A 23,645-nucleotide genomic window follows, 5' to 3' on the forward strand; every position below is an offset into this window, starting at 1 on the left:
TGCGGCAGGGCAGGTTTGCACACTTCTCGGATGATCGTGTCGCGCCCTGTGTAGAAGTATCTCCTCACGCGGACTTCACTCTGTGGCCCGTCGCCGACGCCGAACGGTACGGCTTCCTACCGCTCCACGGTGAGCTCAATGCCGCCGAGGTCGGCGCGGCGGTCGCGAGCGTCGGCCAACACTTGGGCCGCCCGTCATCTGTCGGACCGGGCAAGCGAGGTCACAGCCGCGTTGGCCCGGGGCTTGCTCTTGGACGCGACGGTCGTGTCGTTAGCTCCGCCCGTGTCGTAAGTCCCTAGCTCTCGCGCACCTGGCCGACGGCCTCGGTCCGGGCGTGGACTGGTCGGGGGTGCGGCGAGAGGTTCAGCGGTTGGTGTCGTACCTCCGCCCAGACGGTCTTGGTGTAGTCGTCGGGAACGTCGCATCCCCAGCGGTCGGCGTACACCTCGACCAGTAGCAGGCCACGCCCGGAGGAGGCGTCGACGGCCGGCGGCCCCAGATTCGTAGGCCGAGGGGGACGTCGTTCCGGGCGGGTGTCCGTCACCTCGACACGGAAGCGGTCGGGCAGGAGGAGCAGCGCCAGCCGGAAGTCCCGGCCGGGGAGGCTGCCGTGGCGGACCGCGTTCGACGCCAGCTCGGCCGTGACGAGGGCGACGGCACGGGCCGGGTCGGCGTCGTACGGGAGGTCCGTCCACTCGGTGAACTGCTGGACGGCGAGCCGGCGGGCGAGGCGGGCGCCGCGTCTGGTGGCGCTGAAGCGCAGGGTCAGTTGGCGGGCCGGAGCGTGAAGCGGCTTCGCCTCGTCGGTGAGGTGATGGTGGGTCACGGTGTCAGCGTGACGGGGTGGATGGCCCGCTGACCAGGTACGACGGCCGTACGTCGTCCTCGTCGTACGGAGTGGGCAGCCTGCCGTGGGTTCGGTTGTACGGGGCTTGTACGGGCGTTGTACGGGTCCGGCGCGTGTCCCGGTTCACGCGCCTCGCGTTGGACATGGACCGGTGGCGAGGGCGGCCGTGGGCGGGGCGCGGAACGGGATGGGAAGGGCGTGGGACTGTGAGGACGGTACGGGACGTACGGGAGACGCGGACGGGGCGGGGCGCGAAGACCAAGGACGAGGGGCCTGATGTGCCGGGCGTGTGGTCGGCGTACGGGGTGCTGTTGCAGTACCTGCGCAAGCGGGCCGGGTTGAACCAGCAGCAACTCGGGGACGCGATCGGCTACTCGCTGGAGCAGGTCGCCTCGGTCGAGCAGGGGCGGCGGCCGGCGAAGGTCGCGTTCACAGCGGCGGCGGAGCGGGTGTTGGAGGCGGGCGGGGTTCTGGAGGCGCTTCAAGGGGAGGTGGATCGGGCGAAGTTGCCGAGGTTCTTCCGTAACGTCGCACTGTTGGAGGCGGAGGCGCTGAGCAGGTTCTCGTACGATCCCCTCCTCATCCCCGGGCTGTTGCAGACGGAGGCTTACGCGCAGGCGCTGCTTGAAGCTCACTTCCCGCCCTTGGACGACGAGACCATCGAGGAACGCGTTGCAGCCCGTCTGGCACGGCAGAGCCTGCTGACTCGCAAGAGCCCGCCCGTGGTCTTCGTGTTCGTGGTCGAGGAGGACGCACTTCGACGTGTGGTGGGCAACAAGGCGGTGATGCGCGAGCAGTTGGAAAGCCTGCTGGCATGCTCGCAGAGGCGTAACGTCGAACTCCAGATCATGCCAACCGCCCGGGGTGCCCACAGCGGACTCAACGGGCCCATGGTGTTGCTGGAGTCGATGGACCGCACGCGACACGTCTACATCGATACGCAGGGTGTGGTGACCGTCAGGTCCAATGAGGATGAGGTCAGCGAGTTCTGGCTGCGGTATGGGATGCTGCGCACGCAGGCCCTCAACACCGAGGAGTCCGCCCGTCTCATCGAGCGCATGGCAGGGGAGCTATGAGCAGCGACCAGCACACTTCTCAGGCCGCCGAACTGGATTGGTTCAAGAGCAGCTACAGCGGGACGAACGGTGGCGACTGCGTGGAGGTGGCTGCCGGCCTGAACGGCGTGTACGTGCGGGACTCGAAGGTCACGGGTGGCGGGCCAATGCTGCGGGTCGGCCGGGGTGAGTGGGCGGCGTTCGTGGCGCTTGCGGTGGAGTAGGGCCGAGTACGGCTTCTGAGCGGAACGACGGGCTCGCTCGCGTCACTTGAGGTGACGCGAGCGAGCCCGTTGTCATGCTGCCGGCTCAGAACAGGGCGCCCTCAGCGCCCTCACCGAAACCCGACCCACCTCGCGCGGCGAGCTGCTCTTGGCGCTTCCGGATCGCCTCGGGGGACGGCGGGGGCAGGTCGGGGTGCTTCTCTCGCGCCTTCTTCTCCGTCACGCCTTTATGTATACCGAGGTGAATCTCGTCGGCGTATGCCTGGTGGTTCAGCTGACGAAGGCGATCGATGATCTCGGTTCGTGCGAGGAGCCCGATGGTGTACCGAGTGCCTTGGTCGGTCTCGTGGAAGCCGTGGTCGAGGGGGGACGTCTCGTGGGTCGGATCGGCGGTCCGAGTCTCCCCGGAATCGTCCAGGAGGTCGAGCCAGCCGTAAGCCTCGATTGTGGCTCGGTCGATCTCATCGTGGATACGGCGGAGGTCGACGATGTCCTCGTCTTGGCACTCAGGATTGTGGACCATGTTGTAGGTCGTGGTGAGACCCATGTTCCTGGAGAGCATTAGGTCACGGCGGAAGGTGTCGAGGTGGGCACCAGCGGCGCGGAGCCGGGAATTGAGAGAGGGTCGGACGAGAGTTGCAAAGACATCCGTGGGGGTGTACCGAAGGTCGCCCTTCATGGTGGAGGCCCGGTCAAGGGCCCACCAGTAATGTGGCGCACTAGACAGAACAGCCAACAGTGCACTGTCGTCGGACGCGATCACGACCGTAGCATCGCTAAATACCTGGCCTGTCGTAACCATAGCTGGCATCACCACGTGCGTGTGCCGAGTAATAACCATGCAGCGATCAAGCGGCTCGATAGCTTTGCGCATCTCAGGAGCGGGACGAGTAAATCGCCACCAGATCTCACGTCGACTCTTATCCTTACTCTTCTCCCTCTCCGGTTTCACCTCGCGAATGACTTTAGCCATCGCCTTTTCATAAAGCTGCGCGTCTTCCAAGGAGCGCGTCTGAAAGTCAATAATCCAGCGGTCAGTACCATGCTTGGGGTGCTGATTAACGTCCTGACCATTGAGATAGGGGAAAAGGACATCCTCGTATCGACTGTCCTCCGCAATCCACTGACGCGCCTCTGACTCCGCCAGAGTGAAACCCATGCCTAGCACATACGAACCGATGAATGCAATTCCGTCATTGCCTTCCAGAGATTCGGCCCACGAGGCCTCCCTAGTTGCAGGATTCAGCGACGTCGAAATACCGTTTGGCACTACAGCATCACCCAAAACATATTCAGCGGAATCCGCCATGGGTGCCTTACTTGTCCACACCGCACAGTACTCAAGAACTGCCGAATTAGACGGCCACGGTTTGCTTTTGATAGCTCGACGAATGGCGACTCCGTCGGCCCCTAGCTTGTCAAGACCAACCTCGCGGGAGTCGCCTTGAGCCAAAGTATTCGTCGCAATCAGGCCAGTAAGCCCTCTATCGTTCAACAGCTGATGAACCCGCAGCTCGAAGTACGCGGCTAGGTCGGCACTCCCGCGCTTGCCGCTCGCAATGTAGTCGACCATGTACTCACGATGGGCTTCGCCCATCGCGCCAGTGAGCTTCTGCCCCCCAAGGAACGGCGGGTTTCCCACAATCGCATCGAACCCACCCCTGCGCGAAAACACCTCCGGAAACACCAACGGCCAATGCACCGGCCGCCGCTCCAACGCCCCCTCCGGCAGCTCAGCCCCCAGCCACTCCTCCGCCGTAGCCCGAGCCGCCCTCACCACCTCGGAGTCGTCCTCGACCCCGTCCTCCATGATCCGCTGCACGATCCACGCAGCCCGAGGGAACAGGTCCCGAACCCGTTCCCCACCCTCCTCCTCGTACCAAGGCACCCGCCCCGAAGCGCAAGTGGCCAGCGCCGCCCCCGCGATCAGGTCCCCCACCAGCCGCAGTCGCCGCGAGTGCCGGTTGACCTCCTCCAACCGCTCCCGCTTCTCCTGGAGCGCCGGCAGGTCAACCCCCTTCACGGCCGTGATCGCCAACCGCTCTCGCGTGAGCTGGTCCACCAACTGCCGTGCCTGTTCGGCCAGTACGTCGGTCTGCCCGCTCGGCTTCATGTGCACCGACTGGATCTGCTCCATGTCGTGCACGCCGAGCAACGAGTCCCCCGCCACCAACCGGTCGTCCAGGAACGTGAACGGTCGCCCCGGGTCCATCGACACCAGCCACAGCGACAGCTTGGCCATCTCCACTGCCATCGGGTTGATGTCGACGCCGTACAGGCAGTGCTCGATGATCTGGCGGCGCGCCTCGACGACCACCGGGTCCTGCTCCGCGTCCGCCGCTGTCACCGCGTCCACGGCCCGGCCCGCCCGGTACGCCATCGCGTCCGCGCGGCCCTCGGACTCCCACGCCTCGATCAACCGATCCGCCAGGTAACGGCAGGCCGCCACCAGGAACGCCGCCGAGCCCATCGCGATGTCCGCAACCTTCAGGTCGAGGATCTGGTCCGCCGACTTCAGCCGCCACTCCCCCGTGTCCGCCGTCTGGAGCGGGCCGGGCTCGTACACCAGGGGCTCCAGCGCGTGCAGCACGACCTCCTCCGCGAGGAAGCGGGGGGTGTAGTGCGTGCCCGTGTTCTTGCGAAGCGAGGACTCCGTGACGTACAGCGCGCCGTTCGGGATGACCGTCGGCAGGCCGCGCAGATCGTCGCGGAGGATGCCGACGAAGGGCAGGAGCCGTTCCGTCAGCGCCGGGTCCTTGGTCACGGCGTTCAGGCGGCGACGGGCCTCCGCCGCGTCCTCCGTCCCCAGAGGAGCCAGCTTCTTCTCCAACTGGCCTGCCGTCGCCGGGGGCTTGGGGTCCTTCCACTTCTCGAAGACCGACTTCGCGAGCGTCTTCACCGAGCCGCCGGCCTTCGCCGCCAGCACCTCCAAGTCCCGCAGGGTGACCTCGTGTTCCAGACCCTCGGGGCCGATCAGCCCCACCATGTGCTCGGTTGCCCTGCGTCCGTCGAACGACAGCAGGCCCTCGTACACGTAACCGATCTGCTCGACGTCCAGCGCGCGGAAGCTGAGCGTGCGGACCTCGCGGTCCTTCCCTTTGCCGACGCGGACCTCCTGGACCGCCTGGAGCATGTGCAGGACCGTGCGGTCGTCGATGGGGAGGAGCGGGGTGGTGCGCTCCAGCCACGGGTACTTGTCCGGGTCGAAGATCGAGCCGTCGTAGGCGGGGAGGTGGAAGCCCGAGCCCGGGTGATCCACTCCCCCGTGAACGGCGTGGAAGAGGGCGATCAGGCGGTGCCAGGCGGACGTCGTGTGCTCCAGTGACGTCTCGCCCTCCTCGTCCGCCCGCGCCTTCAGCTCGTCGCGCAGGAAGCGGGCCGAGTAGGAGCGGGCGTACACCTCGTTGTCCGCCGGGAGCAGGCCCCGCTCCTCCGCGAAGAGCAGGAAGACGACGCGCATCATGACGGCCACCGCGCCGCGGTAGACCTCGCCCGCGCCGACGCCCGACGCGTGCAGGCCCGGCGCTCCGTGCTCGACCGCCCGTACGTCCGCGCGCCCTATGGCGTCGACGAGGAGTTCGACGGCCTGGCGGACCTGGACGCCCAGCGCCTCGGTGACGTCCTCGCCCGCCGCGAGGCTGGCCCTGAGCAGGCCCACCAGCGTCTCGGCGTCGTCGTACTCGAAGAAGCGGCGGCGGCGCAGCAGGGAGACGAACGCGCGGACGACGTTGCGCTCGGCGCGCTCGTTCCAGCCGATGGAGTCGAAGACGGCCGTGGTCGTGACGCCGCCCAGCGGGGCCCAGACCAGGCACCACCAGCGGCCGTCGGTGACCAGGCCGAGCGGTACGCCGTAGTGACGCAGGAGGCGGGCCAGGCGGTCGGCGGGGGCCGCGGACCAGTCGCCGCCACCGCCGACGCGGGCCGTGGGGGCCGTGCCCGCCGGGACCGTCAGGCCGAGCAGGCGTACGCGCTTGGCGGCCGACTCCACGTCCGGCTCGGCCGCCAGGTCCGCCCCCGGTTCCACCAGCGCGAAGTCGGGCCGCACCTCGGTGTTGTGCTCCGCCACGCGCAGGGTGAGACGGTCGAGGCCGTGGTGTTCCGCCTCACCCTGGCGGAACGCCAGCGCGTCGTCCCAGCCCAGCAGGCGGCCCAACAGGTAGGCCACCCACTCGTCGCGGCCGGCCGTGGTGTCCGTCTGCCAGTCGGCGTGGCGGGCGCGGAGGCGGGCGCGCTCGTCCTTCTCCAGGGCGTCGAGCTGGGGCCAGGCGCGCAGCAGGACGGGCATCGTCAGGAAGGGGCCGGAGACCTCGGTGAGGTCGAGCCACTCCTGGTGCTGCCTGCGGCCGTCGGCTGCCTGGGCCTTGGCGGCGGCTACTCCGGAGCTCACGGGGCGGCGGGGGCTCATCGGCGGGCTTCCTTTGCGGGGATCACGAAGACGACGGCGGCGGGGAAGAGGTGGGAGCGGGGCTCGCGGTAGCGGGCGGCGATGGCGGCGAGTTCGCGTGTCCGTTCGGCGGGGAGGCCTTCGAGGCGTTCCTGCCAGCGGCGGCGGTCGTCCTCGAACTGGCGGCGCTCGTGGCCTGTCAGCTCGTGGGTGGACAGCAGCGCGAGCTGTTCGCCCTCTCCGTCGCCCTCCTCCTTGAGCTTGGCGCGCAGGGTGGCCTCGAAGCGGTCGAGGGTCGCGGTGATACGGCGCTCCTCCTCCGCCCGGCGGTCGGCGAGCCTGCTCTCCAGCTGGCGGCCGAGTTCGCCGGCGCGGGCCTCCAGGGACCGGTACAGGGGGTCGCGGAGTCTCGGCCAGGCCTCGGTGAGTTCCCTGCGCAGGTGCGGGGCCGCCTCGACGCCCTCGGTGAGGGCCTGGGAGAGGACCCTGCCCTGTTCGTTGACCGACTCCCAGCGGCGGAAGCGGCCGGTGTCGCCGAACCAGCCGCCCGCGTACAGCACTTCCTCGTGCAGGCGGGTGCCGTCGGTGCCGACGAGGACGTACCGGGCGTACGCGGAGACGAGGGTCGTGGTGACGGCCGGGTCGTCGGAGACGACGGCGGTGACGCGGTGGAGGCCGATCGAGTCCGCGTTCCAGACGGCGGCGGTCAGCAGGCGTGTGGAGAGGGCCACGAGCGGGTGCTTGAGGTGGGCGAGGACCACGTCGTCCCTGCCCTGGGCGGCCACTGCCGGGGAGAAGGTGAGCGGGCGCTGCTCGCCCTCGCGGAGCTTGTGGGCGAGGCCGCGAGTCGCCCGCTCCCAACTGCCGGACAGGGGCTGCACGTCGAAGAGGTCGCCCGGCTCGAAGTCCTCCGCCCGCGTCGTGGACGGCAGCAGCGGCGGCTGGTTGTCCAGCGCGAGGGCGGTGTCCACGACGCGCTTGACGTTGCCCGGGGTGAGGCCGAGCGCGGTCACCGTCTCGTCGTACTGGTCGGCGAGCCGTTTCGTCTGCGCGGTGACGTTCTGCTCCGGCGCGACCTCGCCGCCCGTGCGGCGGCCCTTGATCGGCCTGGGCTTGGCGTTCTCGATGTCGACGGGCGCGGTGTCGCCGGTCATCCGGCGCTGGACGGCGTCGGCGAGGACGGCGTTGACGGAGCCGAGGTCGCGCTCCATGCGCGCGACCTTCTTGGCGACCCGGGAGAGAAACTCAAGGTCGGCCTCGTAGGAGCCGGCCTGGGCCTGCTGCCAGCCGGAGCCGATGAAGTGGGTGATCTCCGGGTCGTGCTTCTGGCCCCAGCGGTCGATGCGGCCGATGCGCTGTTCGAGCTTGTTGGGGTTGAAGGGGATGTCGTAGTTGATCAGGCGGTGGCAGTGGTTCTGGAGGTCGATGCCCTCGCCGGCGGCGTCGGTGGCCAGGAGGATGCGGACCTTGCCCTCCGCGCGGGACGGCTCGGTCTGGAAGCCGAGGCGGATGCGCTCGCGCTCCTCGGCGGACAGGCCGCCGTGCAGGCGCTCGACGCGGCCCCCGTCGGTGAGTTCCTCCTGCTGGAGGAGGTCGTGGAGCCACTTCTGGGTGTCGCGGTACTCGGTGAAGACCACGACCCGTTCGTTGGTCCACTTGCCGTGAGGGCGGCAGATCGCCTTGAGTTCGGCGATCAGCGCCTCGGCCTTGGAGTCGGGCGCGGCCTCGTGGGTGAGGGCCCAGCGCTCCATCTCCTGGAGCAGGTCCAGTTCCTGGCCGTCCTCCGCCGGGGTGAGCGAGGTGGAGCGGGTCAGGGCGTCGTCCTCGGCGTCGACCAGGCCCGTGTCGTCGAGGTCGGCGACGAGGTCGGCGAACTCCTCCAGCCACTCGGGGACTTCGGCCGCTGCCGTACGGCCGCGCGCGGGGCCGGTGTCCTCCAGGTGGGAGAGATAGACCTGGACGGTGTGCAGGAAGGCCGCCGGGGAGGAGAACAGCCGCTTCTTCAGCAACAGGGTCACCAGGTCGGCGGCGCGGCGGCCGCCCCGGGCCGTCGGGGCCAGCTTCTTGCGCCGCAACTCGGCGAAGGAGCTGAGCAGTTGGTGGATCTCACGTTCCTGCTGGGTGTAGTCGACGGAGAGGTCATGCATCCGGCGGTTCCGGAAGCGGCGCGTCACGCCGTCCCGTTCCATGATGGTCGACTTCAGGCGTCGTACGACGGTGTCCCTCAGCGCTTCCTTGTCCGGGTCGACGCCGCGTGCGAAGCGCTGGTCGTCGATGAGTTCGAGGAGGGCCGTGTACGACTCGGGGTAGCCGTTGTGCGGGGTGGCGGAGAGGAAGAGGCGGTGCTCGAAGTGCGGGACGAGGCGGCGGATCAGCTTGGTCTGCTGGGAGTCGACCGCGTACACCTGCTTGGGCGCGGCGGGCGCGACGTGGTGCGCCTCGTCGAGGACCAGTAGGTCGAAGAAGCGCTTGTGCTCGCCGTCGGTGCTCTCCTCGGGGGCGCCGATGACCTCGTCGAGGAGGCGTTGGGCCTTCTGTCCGCGCAGCCAGGGCAGGGAGACGATGGTCAACGGGTGCACGCGGAAGGGGTTGGCGGCCGTGCCGTGGGTGCGGCGCAGACGGGCGCAGTGCTCGGAGTCGACGATGGTGAACTCCAGGCCGAACTTCTCGGCCATCTCGTCGCGCCACTTGAGGGTGAGGCCGGCCGGGCAGACGACCATGGTGCGGCGGGCCCGGCCGCGCAGCATAAGTTCCTGCACGACGAGCCCTGCCTCGATGGTCTTACCGAGGCCGACGTCGTCGGCGAGGAGGAGGTTGACGCGGGGCGCGCCGACCGCCCGGGAAACCGGCTCCAGCTGGTACGGCTCGACGGCGACGCCGGAGCGGAAGGGGGCCTGGAGGGTCCTGCCGTCGGCGGAGGCGACGGCGGACCAGCGGACGGCGTCGAGGAACGCGGCGAGGCGGTTCGGGGAGTCGTAGGAACCCGTGGAGGCGTCGGGCAGGGAGCCTGCGGGCAGGACGCGGCGGCCGGGCTCGACCTCCCAGATCACGGAGAGGGTGTCGCCGAAGCGGCCGTCGGCGACGGACTGGAGGTGGACCAGGGTCGCGGGACGCCGGTTCTCCTCGCCGTCGGGGGCGGCCGGGGACGGCTCGACGCGGGCGACCACCCAGGACTGGCCGCGCACCTCGACCAGGTTCCCCTCTTCGGGGAGCGGCTGCGCCCCTGTCCGCTCGGTCTCGCGCTGAGCTGCTGGCGTCATGGGCGCTGTTCCCCTCGGTGTTCACCTGCCGTCGTCCGTAGACAGTGTCCCGTGTCCTGTCTCCCCTCCGGAACGACGTGACGGCAGGCTAACACGAGCCGTCACCTGTGAACAGAGATTACAAATCACAGGCGGCAGTTCGGATCCTTGGTGCTCATCAGCCCATGCGACGCAGCCGCTCCAGCAGCTTCCGGCTCCGTCCGTGCCCGGCGTCGGACTCGGGCAGGACCGTCTCCTCCTCGTCGGCCAGGCGGCGCAGCAGCTCCTCGGCCGCGTGCCGTTCCCCGGTGCGGACCAGCAGCACGGCGATCTCGTAGCGGGTGTCCAGCACGGCGGGGTGACCCGGCCCGAGCAGACTGCGCTGTTCGGCGAGGACGGACTTCAGCTCGTCCAGGGCCTCGCGGGTGCGGCCGAGCGCTCCCGCGCACAGCGCGGCTCCGGCCCGGGCGGCGAGCATGCCCGCTCGGTCGAGGCCGAGGGCGGCCATAAGCTCGCGGTACTCCTCCAGAGCGCGGGCGGGATGTCCCGCCCGGCGCAGGGCGGCCAGCTCGGCCAGCCGCGGGTGAGCGGGCGTGGTCCCGGTGGCGGGAGCCGGTCGGGGCGCCCAGGCGGCGAGCAGGGCAGCCACCTCCTCGGCGGAGGCGGGCCGGGCCTCGGGCTTCTTCTCCAACAGCCGCTCGATCAGCGCGCGCAGACCGTCCGGTACGTCGGCGCGACGGTCGGCGAGCGGCGGGACGGGGTCGTTGGCGTGCCGGTGATACAGCATGAACGGGCTGGAGTCGGTGAAGGGGGGCTTACCGGTCAGCAGTTCGTACAGGACGCAGCCCAGCGAGTAGAGGTCGCTCGCGGGCACGGTCCGGCCGACAGCCTGCTCGGGTGCCATGTAGACGACCGTGCCGGGAGTCGCGTTGGCGGCGGTGAAACGGGTCTCGCCGGGCTGGGGCTCCAGCGCCGCGGCCACCCCGAAGTCCAGGACCTTGATCTCCCCGTCGGGGGTCAGCATCAGGTTCGACGGCTTCAGATCTCGATGGACGACACCCTGGCTGTGGGCGTAGGACAACACCTCGGACGTGCGGCGGGCCACGTCCGCCGCCTGCTCGACGCCCAGGGGGCCGTCGTTCTTGAGGACGGCATCCAGGGCGCGGCCCGGGACGAGATCCATGACCAGATACAGCTCACCCTCGTGGTTGCCGTGGTCATGGACGGCGGGAACGCCCGGGTGCCGTAGGCGACCGGTCAGGCGGATCTCGCGCAGGAATCGGCGCTCCAGCATGCTCGGCTCCGCGCCACGGCCGTGGGTCGCGAGAAGCTTGACGGCCACCTCGCGGTCATGATCGCGGTCATGGGCCGCCCAGACGACGCCCATTCCGCCCCGGCCCAGCTCGTGCGTCAGCTCGTACTGTCCAAGGCTCCGCCGCATCGCGCCCCGCCCCCAGTTCCGGCGCCCGCCGCGCCCGCCGCCTCCGGCGGCCGGGAGCGTCACGGCACCCCGGCCGACCTAGCCATTCTGTCACCGGTCACGGGACTCCTGTGCCTTATGTGACCGAAAAAGTGCGGGCTACAACGATCGGAGCGCCCTCTGCGGTACCTGGTGACACGGTCGTTCACAGGAGCATCGGCCCCTGGGGGACGAGGAAGGGGCGACGCGGATCCTCGGGCGGCGTCCGCCTGACGGCCAGCCCAGGATCCGGCTCCGGCAGGTGGGGCGCCAGGCCCGCGTAGACCTCGGCCGCCGACGCGGGACGGTCGTCCGGCCGCTTGGCCAGCAAGGCCGTGATCAGGTCCTGGAGATCCCCGGGCACACGCACCCCCGCGTCGGCGACGAGGGGTGGGTGTGAAGCGAGATGGTGGGAGGCCAGGAGCGCCGGCTGGTCCGTGGGGAAGGGCGTCTCCCCGGTGAGCATGTGGTGCAACAGGCAGCCCACCGCGTACAGGTCGCTGCGGCCGTCGAGCTGGTCCCGACCGTCCAGCAACTCGGGAGAGGCGCAGATGAGGTTGCCGACGCCCTCGCCGGTCGTCGTCAGCCGCGGGTCGGTGTCGCTGAGCAGCTTGACCAGGCCGAAGTCGAGGACCTTCACGACGCCGTCGCGGCGGACCATGACGTTCTGCGTCTTGAGGTCGCGATGCACCAGGTCGGCCGCGTGGACCGCGGACAGCCCCGCGCACAGCTGGGCGGCGACGGCGGCGGCAGTGGGGACGTCGAACCGACCGTCCTCCTGCTGGTCGAAGAGGTGCTCGAGCGTGGTGCCGTCGATCAGTTCCATCACCAGGCAGCATGTGTCGTCGGTGATCGAAGCGTCGAAGACCGTGGCGACGTTCGCGTGGTCGAGGCGCGCGGCCGCCCGCGTCTCCCTGCCGAACCGTGTGAGTGCGGCGTCGCGGCTGCTCGCCACGGCCAGCAGTTCAGTGGCGACGGTCTTCACCGCGACGGGCCGGTCAAGAGGCAGGTCGAGGCCCTGCCACACGTGCCCCATCACTCCGCGGCCCAACACAGACTCCAGCCGATAGCGGTCATGGATCACCATTCCCGGCGCGAGACTCCACATATCTGCCGACCTCCACATTCCCTACACAACAAGATGGAACGTACACGCTGTGAACAAAGTCAATGAGGGTAGTAGCCTTCCCCGCATGAACGGCCGCTGGGAACGCCGACCAGCCCAGCCGCCAAGTACCTCGGAGACTGAACCATGAGTGCCCATGACGCCGTCCCCGTCAGCCTGGCCGAGATCGCCCGGATCGCCGGCGTCGGGCGAGCCGCCGTGAGCAACTGGCGCCGCCGCCACGACTCCTTCCCCACCCGGATCGGGGGCACCGACGTCAGTCCGCAGTTCTCGTTGGCAGAGGTCGAGCAGTGGCTGCGGGACAACGGCAAGCTCAGGGACATCGGCGGCCGGGAACTCCTCTGGCCGCGCTTCGAGGCACTCGGCAGCCGGAACGAGTCGGGGCTCGCCATCGCCGAGGCGGCTCGCCGGATGCGTTCCCCCAAGGCGCGGATCGCCCATCCCGAACTCTCCGCGCCAGCCCGTGCCCTGGTGGCGGAAGCGGCGAGGGTGGGACGGGACGAGGGACCGCGCGAGACCTTCGAGTTCCTGCTGCAACGATGGCTGGAAACCCATGTCCGGCAGCTCAGTACCACGCCGCCGCAACTCGCCGCGCTGATGGCCCGGATCGCCCTCGCCGTCCGCCTCGGCCCGGCGCAGGGCGAACTGACCCTCCTCGATCCTGCGTGCGGCACCGGACACCTGGCCGCCGCGGCCGTGCAGGAACACGACAACCCTGGGCTGGAGGTACTCGCGTGCGAAAGAGACCCGGCGCTCGCCGCGTTGACGGCCGGCCGACTCGAGTTCCTCGCGGAGGACCACGACATCCGGACGCGGATCGTCACCGCCGACGCACTGCGGGACGACCCTTTCGCCGGGGCGAAGGCCGACATCGCGCTGTGCAACCCTCCCTTCAACGAACGCGACTGGGGCTACGAGGAACTCGCCACCGACCAACGCTGGACGCACGGCCTACCCCCGCGCACCGAGCCCGAACTGGCCTGGGTGCAGCATCTGCTGTCCCACCTCAAGCCTGGCGGGGCCGCCGTGATCGTCCTTCCGCCGGCCGTCGCGTCACGTAAGGCGGGCCGCCGTATCCGCGGCTCCCTGCTGCGCACCGGAGCGCTCCGCGCCGTCGTCTCCCTGCCTCCCGGCAGCGCCCAACCGCACAGCGTGTCACTCCAGTTGTGGATCCTCCGCACCGCCCCGGACGGCCCCGCGGCCGCTCCCCCGAGCCAGGACGCCCTCCTGGTGGACGCCACCCGTTTCGCGAGGTCGGGAACGCGCGAACCCAGTCCCGACTGGGACAGCCTCGGCTCGTACGTAGTCACCGCGATGGCGACCCTCGACCATACCGGCCAGGAGCCGCCGCAGGGCGCCGTCCGTGTGCCCCTGCTCGACCTACTCGACGACGAGGTGGAGGTCACACCGGGCCGTTACACTGCGGCGGCGGCCGAGCCGTCCCGTAAGGAACTCGCCGTCGAGTGGGACGAGTTCGGGTCATTGCTCACCGATCTGGCCGATCACGCGCGGCGGCTGACCGCCCTCGACTTCGAGGCCGGGACTCCACAGACCACGACGACGGTGGGCGACCTCGTCAAAGCCGGAGCTCTGACACTGCGCGCCGGGCAGCAGCCGCCGGAGTCGGCCGCACCGGCTCGCGGGGCAGCCGTTCCGCTTCTCACCATCGCCGACCTCCTGCACCATGGCACCCCCAGCGGGACGGTCCCCGCCGGCTCGGCCCCGGCCGTCGCCGAGGAGGGCGACGTCGTGGTCACCGGAGTGGCTCGGGCCTTCAAGGCGTGGGTGCACGAGGGACCGCCCATGGCCCTCGGCCCTCAGCTGTACCTCCTGCGCGTGGACGCGGAGAAACTGGAACCCCACTTCCTCGCCGGCTGCCTGTGCGCGCCGGCCAACGGGCGTCAGGCCGGCACCCATGCCTCCAGCTCGTCCAGGGTCGACATCCGGCGTCTCCAGGTGCTCCAGCTTCCCTTGGAGAAGCAGACGGTCTACGCCGAGACCTTCCGTCGGCTGCGGACCTTCGAAGCGCTGCTCACCGCGGCCGCCAGTTCGGGCAAGGGGCTGGTGAGCGACATGAGTGATCGACTCGCAGCAGGCGGGCTGACTGCCTGACCCTCCTCCGGCCCGGACGGGGCCCGAACCACCCGTCCGGCATCCCTGGAGCTGTCCGAGGGGCGAACGCTCCGCACCCTCACCCGAGATCCTCCAGCAGCAGGTCGAGCGCCGCCTCCTCGTGCAGGGCGATGCCCAGGGCGTCCATGGCAGGGGCCAGTTCCGCGTCCCACACCGCCTCGGCCGACGGGCCGGTAAGGGCGATCTGCGGGGTGCCCAGCATCTGTGCGCGGGTCGCGAGGTACTCGTAGTCGGCCGCTCGCATCCGCCACGGCTCGGCGTCGTAGCGCTGCGTGATGCGGTTGGCCAGGGCGATGCCGGGCCAGTCGAAGTCGCCGTGGTAGGCGAAGGCGCAGCCGGCCGACGCGAGAGCATCCAGGAGGGTGAGGACAACCGTCGTCGCGCTTCCCGAGGTGCAGATCATGGGCGCCGTGCGGCCGGCGTCGGCCGCGGCCTCGACCACGCGTGGGTTCTCGCAGACGTGGACTCGGGTGCCGGGCGGCATCTTCAGGGTCAGCGTGCGGAGTTCGCGCAGGGTCAGGTGGGTTTCCATGTGGTGGCCGGCGCGCTCGCGCAGTGCCGCCTCCCGCCAGGTGCCGCCGGTGGGGCGCAGGCCGTACGCAAGAACCGTGCTGGAGACCTCGTCCGGAGTGACCGAGGCCATGCGCCATAGAGCCCGGCGGGCAGGCGCGTCGACGGGGAACTCGACACCTCGTGCCAGCGCGATGCCGCGCAGGACCAGCCGGGACAGCAGCGTGCCGTCGTCCAGGCCGTGCGCCGAGCCGGTGGCGCGGGTGGCCAGTTCGCCCCGGCCCCAGGAGGCCGGGGTGAGGCGTGGGTCCGTGCCGGGGAAGAGCGTCGCCAAGGTCTGGACGGCCTGAGTGATGACGGTGGTCGTAGTGTGCGGGTCCTGGCGGGCGAGTGTGCCGCCGCGTCGTATCTCCTCCAGCCACTGTGCCGTCCAGGGCTGAGCCGACAGCGGCGTGGCTTCCACCTCGGTCTGAGCCGTCGCCCAAAGGCGGGCCCGTTCAACCGCCGCCGCGTCGCGGACCGCCCGCCGGTCGGTCAGCGGTGGGCCCAGTTCCTCCAGCGTCGAGGCCAGGGTCCGTCCGACCGCGCTGGCCCGCAGGCGGGTGTCCAGGTCCGGCAGGCGGATCGTGGCGGTGAGGCCGGTGATCGGTCTGGCCAGGAGGAGGGACAGTGCCTCGCGCTCCTGTGCGTCCAGGTGCTCGAGTCTGATGGTTCCGGCCGGCAGGAGGCCGTTGCGTTCGAGCCGGGTGCGTGCCGCCGTCCAGAGGCGGGTGAGGCCCGGTCGGGTGAGAAACGCGAGGGCCTCGGCGTCCGGGGGATGTTCGTGGGCTCGTTCGGTTCCGGTCATACCGACACCAGCCTCCGCTGCCGCCCGTTCCACGTGTAGTGGAGCGTGGCCACGCCCCGCACGTGCGGGTCGCGCAGGCACTCGTAGATGTGGAGGGACGGTACGTCGGGCCAGTTTCCGATCAGTCGCTCACTGGTGAGGACGAAGTCGAGGTCCAGGTCGACCAGAATGCGGCCGAGGCGGGCGTGCGTGGGTTCGTCCACCTTGGCGAAGGCGTCGTCGAGGAGGATCAAGCGGGGTGCGTGCGGGGCGGCGTCGGCGAGGCTGGTGAAGTGCGCTGCCGCAGCGGCGAAGAGGACCAGGTAGGACAGGACCCGCTGTTCGCCCTGGCTCATGCCCGTGCGGCCGGAGAGTTTGCGGCGGCTGCCCGCTGCCGCGTCGTTCACCACCCAGGGGGTGAAGGTGAACCAGTCGCGGTAGTCCAGGGCGGTACGCAAGTGGGCCGTGTAGCCGGCGGCCGGGTCGGTGCGGCGGGCGTCCTCGATTCGGCGCTGGAGGACGTCGCGGAGTTGCTCGGACTGTTCGCGGGTGCGCAGACCGGAGGGGCTGCGCAGGAGTTCGACGGCCGCCTTCACGTCCGCTTCCACGCCGTCGGCCAGGCTCCAGTCCAGGGTGACGCCCAAGCCGTGTGATGTACGGACGGTGGCGAGGGTGGCGTTGAGGGCGGCGACCAGGGCGCTTGCGGCCAGCACCTGCGAAGACAGGTGGTCGCCCAGCTCCCCGGTCAGGAAGCGCTGGAAGACCTCGCGCTCGCGCTCCGTCAGACGGTCACGTGCCTCGGCGGCCTCGGCCGCGATGCGCTCGCCGACCGCGGCGATGTCGTGCGGGCCGTGGTCGTCGACGAGGCGGCACAGCTTGATGCCATCGCGTTCCTCCATCGTCGCGTCGTAGCCCCCGGAGAGCTGGTCGCGCAGTTCGGTGTGGCGGTTGAGGAGGGCGGTGTCCGAGACGTCCCGGCGTTCGGCATCCAGGCCGCGGCGCACTACGTCGACCAGCAGGCGCAGCGCTGCGATGTGCTCCCGCACATCGTGGTGGACGGGGTCCAAGGACTTCATCGCCCCTCGGTCCGCGTCGGCATCGGCGTCCAGACCCGCTCCCCTCAGCACGCCTGGCAAGGAAAGGGCCGTACGCAGTCTCCTGCCGCAGGCCAGTACCTCGGTTTCCTGGGCGGCGAGTGTCTGGCGACGCATCCTCTCGTCCTCTTCCGCCCGTACTCGCTGGTCGTGCACGTCGGCCATGTCCCTTCGCGCGCCCGGGAGCTGACGTCCGACGGCGTCCAGGCGGCGCTTCGTCTCGGCCTCGCGGGCGAGGATCTCCTGCTCCGTGGCGCCGAGAGCCTCTTCCAGGGCCCGGACGGTGCGGCGGGCGGCTTCCAGGCGACCCAGCGGTTCGGCGTAGTCGGACTCGGCCTCCTGGCGCGCCGACTCGGCACGCTCGTAGTCCGTCCGGCCGACGCGGTGGCCGTCGGCCGCGGAAAGGACCGCGCCCACCCGCCGTCGCAGCCGCTGCGCGCCCTGCCCGAGGCGGTCCAGGGCCAGTCGGACCGTCTGGAGTGCGGCCGGGTCCGCCGGGAGGTCGTGGGCACTCGCCGTCGCCTCGGTCTCGCGCCGGGCGACGACCGCGCGGGCTCGTGCCTGTTCCGCCTCGCGGGCGGCCGTGGACGCCTGCGAGGCGAGGGTTTCGGCGGCACGCCCGGCCTCGGCCGTACGAGCCCAGGTGTCCGTCAGCCCACGTGCCGGGGGCGGGCGGCGCAGGGTGTCTGCGACCTGGTCGCGGTGCTCGGTGAGGCTCCGCAGACCGCGCCTGCGTTCCACCAACTCCCCCTCCAGGGCGTCCAGTCGACGGTCGAGTTCCGCCAACGCTCGGCGGCGTGTCTCCGCACGCACCTCCGCGCCCACGTACTCGGCGGCCTGCTTGGTGTGGCGGCCGTGGGCGATGCCGAGCCGCCAGGAACCGTCGGTGCCGATCGCGGTGTGCGGCTCCGCCACGTCTACGTCTACGGTGCCGGCATCGCTGGTGAGGATCTCGCCACCGGCCAGAGCCACCGCCCCCAGCACCCGCTCGACCTGCTCCGCCGTCACACCGCTGTCGGGCGCGGCGACCGGCCGCAGCACTTGGGCGAGCGTCGCCCCGGCCACGGGTGCGCCTGGAACAAGCAGGGTGTCCCGCGTGGCCGGGTCGAGGACGGTGCCGTCGGCGCGCACCCAGGCGTCGAGCAGGCCGCACGCCTCCAGCGCGGCTTCCAGCCCTGCCCGCTCGTCCGGTTCCACGTCGTGGGCGAAGTCCACCAGCCGGTACAGGGGCGCTCCGGTGCCGGGTGTGCGGGCAGCCGTGCGGTGGGGCGGGGGCGGGGGCTCGGGATCGGCGCGACGTTCCCATTCCTCGCGCTGGTGCCGGAGGCGGTTTTGTTCGGCCTCCAGTTCACGGACGGTCAGGGAGAGGTCGTCGCGCTGCGCGCCCAGTTCCGCCAACCACGGGTCGACGGCCGACCTGGCCGCTTCGACCACCTCCTCGGGGACCTGAGCGGGCAGAGGACCCTCTGCCGGATCATGCGCGACCAGGGCGAGCAGGGCGTCCAAGGGCACCCCGGTGGCCTCCCGCAGCCGCTCGCTCCAGGCTCGGGCCGCGACGGCGTACGCCTCGGACTCGCGCACGGTTTCCTGTCGGCGCAGCTCAGCCCGACTGCGCGCGTGGTCCGCCTGTTCCTCCAGGCGCTCTCGGGCGGCGTCGGCCTCGGCGGCCTCGTTTCGGGCCTCGCTCGACCGGTCGATGAGGGCGCCCAGTTCGGTGACGAACCGGGTACGGTTCCTGATCACCGGCTGCGCGGCGTCGAGTCGGTCGTCCCACGCATGCAGCGCGACCGCGCAGGTCTCTGTCTCGACCGCCAGCACGGCACTGTGCCGTACGAGGCGGAAGTCGCCCTCTGGTGCGGTCAGTTCGGCCGTGGCGGCGGGCGCGACGGGCGCGACGGGTGTCGCCACGGGCTCCCCCAGATGCACGGGGTCGACCCCGGACCGCTCGGCTTCCCGCACCAACTCGCCGTATGTGGTGTTCAGTTCGACGAGCTCTTCACCGAGCCGCCCGGCTTCGGCGGTGAGACGTCGTCCTGCCTCCTCCTGATTGCCGTGCGCCTGATGGACGGCCTTGAAGGCGGCGGCAGCCGCGCTGTACAGGGCGGTGACAGTGGCGCGTTTCTCCCCGAGCTCAGCCAGGCTGCGGTATCCGGCGCTGGCGTGCAGCGCCGCAAGATCCGTCTCGGCGGCACTCGACTCGCCCTCGAGGGCCTCGATGCGGGCATCCAGTTCCTGCTCGCGCGCGCGAAGGCTCTCAGCCTTCCGTGCCGCGTCACCTGCGGACTTGCGGTACTCCATCAACTGCCCGAGTTCACCGCTCGCCTGGTCCGTGCGGCGGCGCAGCACCCCGTGCAGATAGCCGCGGTAGTCGGTCAGGAAGGTGTGCAGCGCCTGGTCGGTACGTTCGAGGCGCCCGAGGTAGGCCCTGACCGAGTCCAGGTCGTCCAGGTTGCGGGCCACCTTCTCCACGACCTCGTCGTCGAGGGCGGGCAGGGTCTCGGCGAGGACCGAGACCAGTCCGCCGGAGTCGATGCGGTCGCCGATGGTGGGACGGCGCAGCCGGTGCAGCAGGTGCAGCAGGTTGCGGTAGCGCGCTGGGTCGGTGAGGCCGAACAGGTCGCGGGCGACCCTGGCCCGGTGCTCGACGGCGCGGTCGGTGACGTTCTCGGCGCCGACGAGCGACTTGAGCTGGTCGACGGGGAGTGGCTGCCCGGCGGGGGCGAGGTCGAGTCCCTCGCCGACCCGCAGCCGCGTGGTGAAGAAGAACGGCTTCGCCGTCTTGGTCGACTGGGACGCGCGGACGGCCGCGCCGATCGTCAGGTGATGGTCGTCCCCCTCTTCGTCCGTGCGCGCGAACTCCAGCCACAGATGGCCCAGCCGGTTGGTCTGCCCGAAGCCGTCGAGCATCAGCCAGGCCAGGGTGGTGCGCCCGGTGCCCGTGGCGTCCAGTGCGCGGGCGTCGCCGTCGAGGAGGTAGGGCAGCAGCATCTCCAGAGCCTTGGACTTGCCGGCGCCGTTCTTGCCGCGCAGCAGCAGGCGTCCCTCGCCGAAGGCGAACTCCTGCTCGTCGTACTGCCAGACGTTCCGGATGCCCGCGCGGTGCAGTCTGTAGCGGTGGGGGGCCGGCGGGCGGTTCATCGGGGTGGCTCCTTGGAGGCGTCGTCCGCTGGGAACTGGTCGGTGCCGGACTTGTCTGTACGGTGCTTGACCGCCACCGTGGTGGCGTACCGGGCGGCTGTGGCGAGCAGGATCCAGCCGCCGTCTGTACTGCCCTGGCCGCGCGACTGGGAGACATCGGTGACGGAGCGGCCGTCGGCCACCGTCTGCTCGTATCCCTCGGGCAGGCCGTGGCCTTCCGCGCGCACGGGCCCGGCCGGGGCAATCAGACGCATCCGGACAAGGAGGTCGAGTACGGCCGCGAGGAATCCGTCCCGGTCCTCCAGGTGGCCGCGCTGCCAGTTGCTGCGCCTGCCGTACTCCTCGATCAGTTCGTCGAGCAGCTCGGGCAGCAGCCCGTCCGGGACGGGTACGCCGATGACCAGGCGTCCGCCGACTGCCGGATGGCCGGGGTCTTCGGGACGCAGCCGGTCGACCAGCCGCTCCATGAGGAGCAGCGCGGCTTGTGCCACCGTCCCGGTGCCCGGCAGGTGCAGGTCGGTGAGTTCGTCCTCGGTGTCGACCAGGGCGATGCCCTCGGCGCGGATCTCGGCCTCCAGGCCGAGCAGTTCGGAGAACGCCTGCGCCTCACGCCGCTGCCGGGTACGCAGCCATTCGCGCTCGGTGTCCGTGAGGTCGTCGAGGTGGACGACGGGGGTTTCGACGAGACGCCTGCGGACGTACGTACGCGGCCCTCCGAAACCGGGGTCGGCGGCCCGGCGCACGAGGTCCGCGCCGTCGCGGCTCTGGGCGAGCGGGCCAGCGACGACGACACGCGCGATCTCGCGGTCCACGGTCAGCAGCGCCTCACCGGCCCGTTCCTCGGCGACGGCCGCGACATGGCCCTCTGTCTCCGCCAGAACGCCCCAGTCGACGAGTTGCCGCAGCGCGGCTGCGAGGGTCCGTCGCTCGGCCTGCCGTCCGGTGTCGGTGATCTCGATGCCGCCGTCGACGGCCGCGGCCCGCAGGTCGGCGACAAGCTGGGAGAGCAGGAGCTGTTCCGGGGCGGTGACGAGGACCGACAGCGCGAGGGCCAGGTAGGCGTACGTCCGTGGGCTGAAGGGCGTTCCGGTCGAGGGTCGTTCCAGGTGGTGGCCCGAGCCCGGGCCGAGGCCTGCCTTGAACAGCCGGGCATACGAGGCCTCCACCAGCAGGCGGTATCCGAAGACCTGTTGGAAGCGCTGGGCCAGCCAGTCGGCGTGTCGCCTGATCAGCGGAAAGACGTCGCTGTGCGGTCCGGTGCTGGTGACCAGGGGGTGGGCCAGCAGGAGCCGGGCGGCGGTGCGGCGCTCGGCCGCGAGTGCGACGTCGTGCGCGGAAGGCAGTGCCATCAGGCGCTCGCCTCCCCCACCGCGGGCCTGGACGCGCTCTCGATGGCGACCGTGAGATCGTCCGCCGTCAGGTCACCGTCCACGGACTTGAGGACCGCGGACCTGCCGGGTGTGCGCCACGCGGTCAGCCGGATGCCGAGGTCCGCGTCGGCCGCCTGGGCACCGTCGAGCAGGAAGTCTTGGGCGTCCTTGTGCAGCTGGGCGTTGCCGAGAGCGGTCGTCAGCAGCTCCAGCAGCAGTCGCATCGCCGGTGCACTGAGGCGCACCTGCTCGAACCTGCCCGAGGCGCTGCGCAGTTCGTCCGCCGCCGCCTGCCGGGCCTCGGCCTGCTGCCGCGCCTGCTCCACGAGGCGGCGCTTCTGCTCGGAGTGGTCCTCGGCCGCCGCGGCACGTCCGCGCGGAGCCCTGCTGCCGCGCTCGCGCAGCGCCACCGGCACCTCCACCACGGGTCCGGTCCACCAGCTCACGTACGCCGGCACGGACCGATCGGGATCCGGTGCCACCCCCAAATGGCGTGCGCCGTAGAGCCCGAAGGCGGCGACCGCCAGGTCGTGGGCCTCTGCCGGCTCCGCAGCGTCGAACCAGGCCGCGAGCCGCAGCAGGTCCTTGCGCCGGGACATCTCACCGGAGGCCGAACGCAGCATCCGCTTGGCGTTGGCGAGCAGCGACTGCAGGGCACGCAGGGTGGCGTCCCGGAGCTGATCCACCTGGCTGGAGTGCCCTCCGGTGACGGTGAACCATTCGCGCAGCCCCTCCCAGTCCGCGAGGTCCCGTCCGCGGCTGCGCTGCACCCGCGTCTCCGGCAGCCCGTCGGCGAGCGCACCGATACCCGCCGCGTGCGCGTCGATCCGGGCGAGCAGCGCGGGCAGATGCGGCCAGACCGAGTCCAGGTGAGCCGCGATGCGCGGGGCCCGGAAGGAGATGTCCTCGGTGATGGCCTCCACGTAGTCGAGCAGCAGTTCCTTGAACCCCTGATACTCGGCCGAGTCGAGGTCGTAGCGCGCCAGCACCTGGCCCAGGTAGGCGTAGAAGTCCCGGACGGACTCAGCGAATTCGGCGAACTGCACGAAAAGCGTGCTGATCCGCTCCAGCGCCTGCTGCGGATCAGCGCCGCCCGGCGCTGCGGCCATGGCGGCGATCTCGCGCAGGCCGCGGTCGACGAGGGCCAGCAGCTCGCTGCTGACCTCGCGTGCCGCGTCCGCCCCGGCAAGTACCTCGTCCGCATCCCGCTGCACGCGTTCCCCGAGCTTCGACAGCTGGTAGCGGGACCGCGAGCGCTGGTATTCGGCGATGCTGGTCGCTTTGACGGTGTGCGTGCTGCGCAGCAGATTGCCCCAGCGCACCAGTTCTTCAAGTCTGCGGGTGAGCGTTTCCGCGTCCAGCTGCGTCCCCGCGCCGTCCGTTTCGGCCAGCTTGCCGAGAAGGTCGGGCACCGACAGGTCGGCCAGCAGTGTGCCGCAGAACACCCGCATCACTGTGACGTACTCCAGGCGCTCGGGCGCGCTGAGGTACGCGTACGCAGTCAGTCGCTGCCAGGCCTCGGCGCCGACTTCCTCCCCTTGTGAGGTCTTCCCCTCGTTCCCCTCCATGTCGTCGAGCCTACGGACCGTCGCTGACACTCCGGAGAGGAGTTGGGAAAATCCGGCCGCTCATGCGGACCGATCCCGCACCACTGGATCAGCAACCAGCCCCGCCACGGCCGATGGCCGTCGGCGTCAAGACTGATCAAGCGCTGATGCTGACCACTTGCTGACCGGGACGTGGCGATCACGGCTCTGATCTGCGGAAACACCCAACCGCTAGATCTTGGACTTGAACATGGTGCGCAGCATGTTGAACTCCTGGAGGACGGCTCCCTGCCGGCTTTTTGCAGGTCAAGGGCGGTATCACTCTACAACTGGCACACGCCTGACTCGAAGATTGTGAGGAACATCGCTTCACCCTGAAGAGAAGGCGCCCTGCCTGCACTTCTGCGAGGGCCAGGCCGTTGTGGCGCCACCCACCAAGCCTCTGCCCGGGCAGCCATCTCGCAATTTGTGAGGACTGACGCTGATCAGTTGCTGACTTACCTGACGACACATCAGGTACTTCCCGGGATCGCCTAGAACGTTCACCGTGGTCCACATCAGCGAGATCTACGTCCACTGGTACGCCGACCGCTCGAAGACGCAGCTGGCCATGCCGCTGGGGTGGACCGCAAGAGGGTCAGAAGTACATGAGAGCGCCATTCCACCCCGTGGCGACGCAACCGCCTTGCCATC

Annotated in this window: 12 protein-coding genes; 3 read left to right on the top strand and 9 right to left on the bottom strand. The window is 70.3% G+C overall.

The window, feature by feature from the left end:
- Nucleotides 1–295 precede the first annotated feature (295 nt).
- Nucleotides 296–826: an ATP-binding protein gene (locus tag OHS71_RS05755; protein WP_328477459.1), complete on the bottom strand. Its 531-nt coding sequence runs from the start codon at nucleotides 824–826 to the stop codon at nucleotides 296–298.
- Between the two features lie 227 nt (nucleotides 827–1,053).
- Between OHS71_RS05755 and OHS71_RS05760 the strand changes: the two genes are divergently transcribed.
- Nucleotides 1,054–1,923: a helix-turn-helix domain-containing protein gene (locus tag OHS71_RS05760; protein WP_328477461.1), complete on the top strand. Its 870-nt coding sequence runs from the start codon at nucleotides 1,054–1,056 to the stop codon at nucleotides 1,921–1,923.
- On the top strand, nucleotides 1,920–2,126 hold the full coding sequence (locus OHS71_RS05765; RefSeq protein WP_328477463.1) for a DUF397 domain-containing protein: 207 nt from the start codon (nucleotides 1,920–1,922) through the stop codon (nucleotides 2,124–2,126). Before OHS71_RS05760 ends, OHS71_RS05765 begins: the two co-directional genes overlap by 4 nt.
- 85 nt (nucleotides 2,127–2,211) lie before the next feature.
- Here the strand turns inward: OHS71_RS05765 and OHS71_RS05770 are convergent, their stop codons facing one another.
- The 4 genes from OHS71_RS05770 to OHS71_RS05785 all read right to left on the bottom strand — a co-directional run bounded on the left by OHS71_RS05770 (nucleotide 2,212) and on the right by OHS71_RS05785 (nucleotide 12,334).
- Nucleotides 2,212–6,531 (bottom strand): Eco57I restriction-modification methylase domain-containing protein, encoded by a 4,320-nt coding sequence (locus OHS71_RS05770; RefSeq protein ID WP_328477465.1) that lies wholly within the window; start codon nucleotides 6,529–6,531, stop codon nucleotides 2,212–2,214.
- Nucleotides 6,528–9,770: a DISARM system SNF2-like helicase DrmD gene (drmD, locus tag OHS71_RS05775; protein ID WP_328477467.1), complete on the bottom strand. Its 3,243-nt coding sequence runs from the start codon at nucleotides 9,768–9,770 to the stop codon at nucleotides 6,528–6,530. The genes OHS71_RS05770 and drmD overlap by 4 nt, the downstream gene beginning before the upstream one ends.
- Before the next feature lie 157 nt (nucleotides 9,771–9,927).
- On the bottom strand, nucleotides 9,928–11,190 hold the full coding sequence (locus OHS71_RS05780) for a serine/threonine-protein kinase (RefSeq protein WP_328477469.1): 1,263 nt from the start codon (nucleotides 11,188–11,190) through the stop codon (nucleotides 9,928–9,930).
- A 184-nt stretch (nucleotides 11,191–11,374) separates the two neighbouring features.
- Nucleotides 11,375–12,334, bottom strand: a complete 960-nt coding sequence (locus OHS71_RS05785) for a serine/threonine-protein kinase (protein WP_328477471.1) — start codon at nucleotides 12,332–12,334, stop codon at nucleotides 11,375–11,377.
- A gap of 126 nt (nucleotides 12,335–12,460) precedes the next feature.
- On the opposite strand from OHS71_RS05785, the gene OHS71_RS05790 reads away from it, so the two are divergent.
- The gene (locus tag OHS71_RS05790; protein WP_328477473.1) at nucleotides 12,461–14,446 is read left to right on the top strand and encodes an N-6 DNA methylase; all 1,986 of its coding nucleotides are present in this window, start codon (nucleotides 12,461–12,463) and stop codon (nucleotides 14,444–14,446) included.
- 79 nt (nucleotides 14,447–14,525) lie between these two features.
- Here the strand turns inward: OHS71_RS05790 and OHS71_RS05795 are convergent, their stop codons facing one another.
- The 4 genes from OHS71_RS05795 to OHS71_RS05810 are packed head-to-tail and all read right to left on the bottom strand — an operon-like array spanning nucleotide 14,526 to nucleotide 22,973.
- On the bottom strand, nucleotides 14,526–15,824 hold the full coding sequence (locus OHS71_RS05795; RefSeq protein WP_328477475.1) for a TIGR02679 family protein: 1,299 nt from the start codon (nucleotides 15,822–15,824) through the stop codon (nucleotides 14,526–14,528).
- Nucleotides 15,821–20,035, bottom strand: coding sequence for a TIGR02680 family protein (locus OHS71_RS05800; protein WP_328477477.1), 4,215 nt, complete (start codon nucleotides 20,033–20,035; stop codon nucleotides 15,821–15,823). Before OHS71_RS05800 ends, OHS71_RS05795 begins: the two co-directional genes overlap by 4 nt.
- On the bottom strand, nucleotides 20,032–21,384 hold the full coding sequence (locus tag OHS71_RS05805; protein ID WP_328477479.1) for a TIGR02678 family protein: 1,353 nt from the start codon (nucleotides 21,382–21,384) through the stop codon (nucleotides 20,032–20,034). The genes OHS71_RS05800 and OHS71_RS05805 overlap by 4 nt, the downstream gene beginning before the upstream one ends.
- Nucleotides 21,384–22,973 carry a TIGR02677 family protein gene (locus OHS71_RS05810; RefSeq protein WP_328477481.1) on the bottom strand — a complete coding sequence of 530 codons (1,590 nt, stop codon included), beginning with the start codon at nucleotides 22,971–22,973 and terminating at the stop codon, nucleotides 21,384–21,386. The genes OHS71_RS05805 and OHS71_RS05810 overlap by 1 nt, the downstream gene beginning before the upstream one ends.
- Nucleotides 22,974–23,645: the final 672 nt, after the last annotated feature.

Origin of the sequence: Streptomyces sp. NBC_00377 (assembly GCF_036075115.1) — a bacterium.
In the GTDB taxonomy this organism is placed as follows: Bacteria; Actinomycetota; Actinomycetes; order Streptomycetales; family Streptomycetaceae; genus Streptomyces.